Origin of the sequence: Candidatus Caldatribacterium sp., assembly GCA_014359405.1 — a bacterium.
Classification (GTDB): domain Bacteria; phylum Atribacterota; class Atribacteria; order Atribacterales; family Caldatribacteriaceae; genus Caldatribacterium; species Caldatribacterium oleiphilum.
Window position 1 is genome coordinate 32,058 of the sequence record JACIZN010000002.1, and the last position, 6,726, is coordinate 38,783.

Consider the following 6,726-nt stretch of genomic DNA (forward strand, 5'->3'; position numbering starts at 1 on the left):
TGGCCAGCAGGCCAAGGAGCACGCTCAGGACCTTCGCCATTGTGGACCCTCCTTCGTACGTTTCTCATCCCCTTCCGCTTTTCGGGGATGGCCACCGCTCCGCTCGTGGTTACGAAGAAACTGTTGGCCCACCCTCCTCCTCGAAGCGCTCTATGTGGAAAACGAGTTTCCGGTTAACGGCATCAAGAGTCGACCGGGCAACGGCCTCGTAGATATCCTCCCGCACTAAAGCTGTGCCGACGAGAAGATCCTCTTCTTTCCGTGCCCCTCCCCGGGCGTAGTCCACGAAGGTGAGAACGACCTCGATTTCCCCTAAGTGGTGCGTGGAAACGTTGTGGAGCATGAAGAGCGTATCCCCCACAATCTGGTTGAGGCAGTTGAGCGTCGCTTTGGCTACTAAGAAAGCGTGGCTTCGAACCCGAGAGGCACTCTCGGTGGCCACGCCTTTGTAGATTCGCTCCCCGAGCTTCACCTCAACCTCGACTTCCACGGCATCGGGGGTCTTCTTCCACCCAAGGCCCCAGAGGACCAGACGGGGCACAAACCACTTCGTTTCTTCCTCAACGTCAAAGGTGACGACGCTGATTTTCTTGTGGTCGATGTCGATACCAAAGCGGGCTTTGAGGAGGGTCTCGATATCCCGAACGAGGAGCTTGGGGGATTTCGTCGAACGGGCAAGGACGTGGACCTCTTCAATGCTTGAGTCGCCCACAACTTTTGCGTTGAGGACCCCGTCCAGGCACTCGATGGCTTTTTCCAGGGCTCTCAAGTCGAGCTTTGTCATCTTCAGTACACAAGGTCGATGAGACCGTAGTTTCCGTCCTTCCTCTTATATACCACCTGGACTTTCTCCTTATCAAGGTCTTTGAAGACAAAAAAAGTGTGGCCAAGGAGTTCCATCTGGAGAATGGCGTCCTCAAGGCTCATGGGACGGAGCACGAACTCCTTCACCTTAACCACCCGATCGGCAATGGTGGTTTCTCTCTCCTCTTCCCCAGGGATTCCCTCAAGGGCAACGAGCTCCTCCTTTTTGAGGAGCCCCCTCCGTTCCAGCTTCTCCTTGTGGCGCTTCACCTGGCGCTCGAGCTTCTCGAGGACCTCATCGAAAGCCGTCCTCCAGTCCGGACCCTCTCCCTCTCCCCGGAGCACCACCCCACTTGCCGTCATGGTTACCTCAACCCGTATCCGGCCGCGCTCGGAGTAGAAGTGGACCGTGGCGTCGAGAATCCGCTTGAAGAAGCGCTCGAGTTTGGCGAGTTTCTTCGTCACGTGGTCCCGAATGAGCTCCGTTACCTCAACGTTTTTTCCTCGCACAACGATTTCCATGCCTCCAACCTCCCCACGTTATGGAATCGGCTCCACGAGAACGTGCTCTTCGCAGCGAGGAACCATCTTTGGGTCGAAAACCCCCGCACCTTCCAGAAAGGTGTTCGCAAGGCCACAGGCCGTCCCAAAACGAAGAGCCTCCTCAAAAGGAGCCCCCTGAGAAAGGCGCAGAACCATCGCACCCACAAGAGTATCTCCCGAACCGATGAAGTACTCACCGTGGAAGGCATCCCGCAGGCGCACCACCCACCGCTTTCCCGAAAAGCTCGCCACGATTCCCCGAGGACCGTCAGAGAGCACAACGCACTCGACGCCTCGCTCCTCAAAAAGGGAAAGGGCTCTGAGCTTGTCCTCAAAGGAGCGAATCGGAAAACCCAGGACCTCTTCCGCTTCCCTCACATTTGGTTTTACCATAAACGGGGGGTTTTGCAAAGCTCTCCGGAGGGGTTCCCCGGAGGTGTCAACGACAACGAGAGCTCCCCTTGCCCTGGCTTTGCGGGTGCACTCGGCGTAGAAGTCAAGGCGCATCCCCCGGGAAAGGGACCCGGAAAGAACGAGGTAGTCTCCCCTTCCAAGGTGCTCGTCCAAAAAGGCAAGAACCTGAGAGGCCACCCGCAGGGGAACAAGAGGACCCGGCTCGTTAATGACGGTGTGGCGCCTGGTTCTCCTCTCGTGGAGCACGGTGGTGATTCGGGTTTCCTCCTCCAGGGGAAAGGAAAAGTACTCAAGGCCCTCTTCTTCGAGGCACTCCCTCAGCATCTCCCCCACCCTTCCACCGAGAAAGAGAAGAAGCTTTGCCTCCCCACCGAGCGTATGGATGGCCCGGGCGACGTTGACTCCCTTGCCCCCGGCAGTTACCGTAACCTCCCGAGCCCGGTGCACCTCATCAAGAACAACCTCGTCAAGGACGAGCAACCGATCCAGGGCCGGGTTGGCGCAGACGACGAAAATCATGCCCCCTGCTCCTTGAGGAAGACCTCCACCTCTTCTTGAGTGGGTAAGGCAGGGATGGCCCCTTTCTTTGTCGTCGTCAGGGCTCCCACGGCGTTGGCCCGACGGGCGGCCTGGTACAGGACATCCCGGGGAATCTCCTTCCCATCCCGGATGTCCTTCCAGAACATGTACAGCGAACTCAAGAGTCCAGCCACAAAGCCATCTCCAGCCCCGGTGGTATCGACTGTGGCCACCGAAAACCCCGGAACCTCAAGGCGTTCTCTACCAGAGAGGATGAGGCATCCCCTCTTTCCTAAGGTGACGGCAATAAGGGGAACGCGGTAGCGCTCCCGCAAGAAGCTCAAGGCTTTCTCGAGGTCCTCGCTTGCCGCGATGAACCGGGCCTCCTCCTCGTTCACCTTGAGGACGTGGGTTTTCTCCACTCCCTGGCGCATCCTGAATCTCGCCTCTTCGGGGTCCTTCCAGAGCTGCAACCTCAGGTTCGGATCAAAGGAGATGAGGTACCCGTACTTCTGGGCTAATTCCAGGGCCTTGAGCGTTGCGCTGCAAGAGGGCTCGTGCGTCATGGTGATGGACCCAAAGTGGAAGACCCCGCTTCCCCGGAAGCACTCCTCATCGATGTCACTCTGATCAAGGAGGGTGTCCGCTCCCGGATCCCGGTAGAAGACGAAATCCCGCTCTCCTTCCTTGGTGAGGGAGACAAAAGCGAGGGTGGTTTTCGCTTTCTCAGTCATGGTGAGGAACTTCGTGTTGACGCCGTTTCGGGCCAGGGTTTCCCGGAGGAATTCCCCAAAGGCGTCTTTGCCGACTTTCCCGATGAAGTAGGTTTCGATGCCAAGCTTTGCAAGCCCAACCGCCACATTTGCCGGCGCTCCCCCTGGGGCCTTCTCAAACCCCGGGGCGTCTTTGAGGGCCACACCGTTCACGGTGGAAACAAAATCGATGAGGAGCTCACCAAGGCATATGGCCTTTTTCTCAAGGGACACCAAAGTCCTCACCTCACTCGGCAATCCTTCGGTAGAAGGGAGCAAGCGCCGGATAGAGCTCCCGCCAGATGCGATACAAGCGCTCGTACTGGGCCACAAGATTACTATCGGGGAGGACCTTTTCGGTGACTGCCACCGCTTTTGCGCAGGCCTCCGCAACGTCCCGGAAGGCTCCCTTCCCGACGGCGGCAAGAAGCGCTGCCCCGAAAGCCGGCCCCTCGTCCACCTTGACTCCGAAAAGGGGAACCTGGTAGACGGCGGCCTGGATCTTTCGCCAGAGCGGGCTCCGGGCCCCTCCACCTATGGCCCGAACCTCCTCAATGGGAATGCCCATCTCCCTTATGATTTCAAAGGAGTCCCGCATGCCAAAGGTTACGCCCTCCATCACCGCCCGCACGAGATCGTTCTTGCGGTGCTTGAGGGTGATGCCGAAGAAAACGCCCCGGGCAAAGGGATCGGCATGGGGCGTCCGCTCCCCCGTGAGGTAGGGGAGAAAGAGAAGCCCCTCTGCTCCCGGAACGGACTTCTCCGCCTCCTCGCTGAGGAGCTCATAGGCGTCCTTTTCGAGGAGGAGGGCCATGTTCTTCTCCTCAAGCCCCAGGACATCCCGGAACCAGCGCAGGGACCCGCCCGCCGAGAGCATGACTCCCATAACGTGCCACTTTCCCGGCACCGCGTGGCAAAAGGTATGGACCCGTCCCTTTGGGTCCACCCGGACCTCATCGCTGAAGGCAAAGACGACTCCTGAGGTCCCAAGGCTTGCCGAAACAAGCCCCGGCTTTACAATGCCCGTGCCGATTGCCCCCGCCGCATTGTCTCCCCCACCGGCCACGACGATGACGTCCTCCCGCATCCCCAAACTCTCGGCAACGTCTTTTCGGATTCGGCCGGTGACTTCCGGGGACTCAAAAGAGGGAGGGAACCAGGAGGGAGAAAAATCAAGGGCCTGGATGAGCTCCTGGGACCAGGTTCTTCTGGGAACGTCAAAGAGCGAAGTCCCGGAAGCATCGGAAACGTCAGTGGCAAACTCCCCGGAGAGCCTGAAGCGGACGTAGTCCTTGGGAAGGAGGACCTTGGCGATTTTTGCGTAAACCTCCGGCTCGTTGTTCTTAACCCAGAGGATCTTGGGCGCGGTGAACCCCGGAAGAACGGGGTTGCAGTTGATGGCCATAATGCGCTCAAGCCCCACCCGCTCGGTGATTTCCTGGCACTCCCGGGCGGTCCGCTGATCGCACCAGAGAATTGCCGGGCGGAGAACCTCCCCTTTCGCATCAAGGAAGACCGAACCGTGCATCTGCCCGGTAAGGCCAACTCCAGCGACGTCTTTCGGGTTCACTCCCGAGACCTCAAAGACCTTCTTCAAGGCCTTCAGGGTTCCCTGCCACCAGTCCTCTGGATTCTGCTCTGCCCAGTTCGGGCGGGGCGTGTAGAGGGGATATTCGGAGACACTTTTCCCCCTGAGCTCTCCCCTTTCATCGATGAGGACGACCTTGCATCCGGTTGTGCCTACGTCAATCCCGAGGAAGTACTCCATACCCTCCCTCACCTCCAGAAGCTTCTCCAAGGATTGTACCATAAACTGAGGGCACTCCGAATACCGGCGGAAGAGGAAGAAACGGCGGGCAGAACCCGAGTCTCCTGGGGCCAAAGGAGGGGATCCTCGAAGCTCACCCTGGCGCCCCCAAGCGGATTTGAACCGCTGCCGTCGCCTTGAAAGGGCGATGTCCTAACCTGGCTAGACGATGGGGGCGCAGGCAAGCCTATTGTACAGAAAGAAAGTCAAAAAGGCAAGACCTACTCCCTGATAATGGCGCTTGTGGGACAGGAATCGATGGCCTCATCGACACAGCTTGCGTTCACGTCCGCGCCTTCCTTCACCACGCTCTTGCCGTTGGCGTTCATTTCGAAAACGTCAGGGCAAATCTGGACACAGAGTTCGCAGCCGATACAGAGCTCCTCATCCACTCGGAGTGCCATAGCGTATCTCCTCCCTTGTAGGTGAAATGCAAACCAGGAGAGATTATAACAAAGGAGGGAGGCATTTTCTACCTCGCGAGGATTTTTTGCGCCTCTCTCCTGCCGGCTTCGGTGCGGAAAACCCGGCCGACAAGCTCTAGGAGAACTTCCCCCGGTATTTTCCCCTCAAGGGCATTCACCAGGATGTCGGCCTCAGCAAGAACCTGAAAGTCCATACCGTCAATGGCGGAGAAATCGTGGTGGTGCCCCACGATGAAGAGGACCCGCTCCAGGACGTCTTCTTCCTCTTTCTCGCCTTCCAGGATTCTCCGGGCAATCGGTGGCCCCTCAAGATGCTCTTAGCATCCCTCCCGGGAGCCGTACTTCCGTTCCGCCTCCTCAATCCCCACATCGTGGAAAATGGCAGCGATTTCGGCGATTCTCTTCTCTTTTTCGGAAAGAGGAGTTTCTCTTGCGATTTCCCGAACGAACTCAAACACCCGTTTGGTATGCTCAAGCATAAAGGGGTCTTTTTCGAAAACTCGGGCCACCTCCTCTCACTCCTCTCTGCCCCTGAAAAGGCGCCAGAGCTCCTCTTCCCCAAAGCCAAAGTAGTGGCCTATCTCGTGGAGGATAACCTCCCGGACTTTCTTCCGGAATTCCTCCTCAGATGGGGCAACCCTCCGGATGCTCTTCGGGGAGATGACGATTCGGTCCGGAAGGACAAAGGTGTACCCGGGCGATCCCCTCTTTGGGAGCGGCACCCCGTGGTAGAGGCCCAGGTAGGATACCCCAAGATCCCCCACGACGAACTCCACGTTCCTCAGGGTTTCCCGAAGAGAGGAAGGAAGCTCCAGGAGAACCTCCTCAAGAATCAGGGCCACTATCTCCTCGTCGCTCATCGCCCCTATTATACCGCTGCGAACCCGGCTCCGGGGGAAACGCCGGGACATCCCCTACCACCCCCGCAAGGACAAAGCCCCCTTCAAGAGGTCCTGGCTTTTCCCGGTGCCGGCAAGGATGGCCACAATCCCCACAGGTAAATACACTCCTTAGCGCAGTGGACATCGGGTTCTCTCACGACGTCCTCCTCATCCACTTTCCCCCATAGCCCAGGCTCCGAAGTTAACTCCGCCCGGCCGCACCTGGAACAAGCGACCCCCCTTCCCCTGAGATATCCGGCACACTCCTGAAACCCCCACTGCTACCCCTCTGGCTAACGACCGGGCTGAAGCACCCCATTCCTGCGGCAGAAATCTCTGTTCACTCTATGTTTACATCATGTAAGCTTGGGGGTATAATAGTCACACACAGTTGATAAAGGGGGATGAGCAATGCGTGAACCGGTATTTACGGAAGTCGAAGGACGGAGGATTTTTGCCGGGTGGGTGGACGGTGAGGTGTTCGAGAAGGAGATTACAGAACGGAGCATCTTCCGGAATTCCAAGGCGTGGGGAACGGAAAAGGAGGTGATTGAAAAGCTTAAAAGTCGTGGTGTCCGGGT

10 protein-coding genes and 1 tRNA gene are annotated in these 6,726 nt (G+C 58.1%); 1 reads left to right on the top strand and 10 read right to left on the bottom strand.

The genetic code is table 11. The annotated features are described in order from the left end of the window. Nucleotides 1–109: 109 nt before the first annotated feature. The 10 genes from H5U36_00325 to H5U36_00370 form a co-directional block, all read right to left on the bottom strand. Nucleotides 110–784, bottom strand: coding sequence for a hypothetical protein (locus tag H5U36_00325; GenBank protein ID MBC7216635.1), 675 nt, complete (start codon nt 782–784; stop codon nt 110–112). Nucleotides 785–786: 2 nt separating this feature from the next. Beyond that, a complete protein-coding gene (gene raiA, locus H5U36_00330; protein MBC7216636.1) occupies nt 787–1,326 on the bottom strand; it encodes a ribosome-associated translation inhibitor RaiA in 540 nt (179 codons plus the stop codon). Nucleotides 1,327–1,344: 18 nt separating this feature from the next. Beyond that, nucleotides 1,345–2,280, bottom strand: coding sequence for a 1-phosphofructokinase family hexose kinase (locus H5U36_00335; protein MBC7216637.1), 936 nt, complete (start codon nt 2,278–2,280; stop codon nt 1,345–1,347). Next, complete coding sequence (locus H5U36_00340; protein MBC7216638.1) at nt 2,277–3,269, bottom strand: carbohydrate kinase; 993 nt, start codon at nt 3,267–3,269, stop codon at nt 2,277–2,279. Before H5U36_00340 ends, H5U36_00335 begins: the two co-directional genes overlap by 4 nt. 10 nt (nt 3,270–3,279) lie before the next feature. Then, a complete protein-coding gene (gene xylB / locus H5U36_00345) occupies nt 3,280–4,800 on the bottom strand; it encodes a xylulokinase (GenBank protein ID MBC7216639.1) in 1,521 nt (506 codons plus the stop codon). Nucleotides 4,801–4,939: 139 nt separating this feature from the next. Then, nucleotides 4,940–5,016 (bottom strand) — tRNA-Glu (locus tag H5U36_00350). Nucleotides 5,017–5,060: 44 nt separating this feature from the next. Beyond that, nucleotides 5,061–5,243, bottom strand: coding sequence for a ferredoxin (locus tag H5U36_00355; protein ID MBC7216640.1), 183 nt, complete (start codon nt 5,241–5,243; stop codon nt 5,061–5,063). 68 nt (nt 5,244–5,311) lie between these two features. Then, entirely contained in the window at nt 5,312–5,494 is a 183-nt protein-coding gene (locus tag H5U36_00360) for a hypothetical protein (protein MBC7216641.1), read from the bottom strand. Nucleotides 5,495–5,581: 87 nt separating this feature from the next. Further along, the gene (locus tag H5U36_00365; protein ID MBC7216642.1) at nt 5,582–5,773 is read right to left on the bottom strand and encodes an HD domain-containing protein; all 192 of its coding nucleotides are present in this window, start codon (nt 5,771–5,773) and stop codon (nt 5,582–5,584) included. Between the two features lie 6 nt (nt 5,774–5,779). Continuing rightward, nucleotides 5,780–6,175, bottom strand: coding sequence for a metallopeptidase family protein (locus H5U36_00370; protein ID MBC7216643.1), 396 nt, complete (start codon nt 6,173–6,175; stop codon nt 5,780–5,782). 381 nt (nt 6,176–6,556) lie between these two features. Between H5U36_00370 and H5U36_00375 the strand changes: the two genes are divergently transcribed. Next, the coding region (locus tag H5U36_00375) for a hypothetical protein (protein MBC7216644.1) at nt 6,557–6,726 on the top strand (170 nt) is incomplete at its 3' end.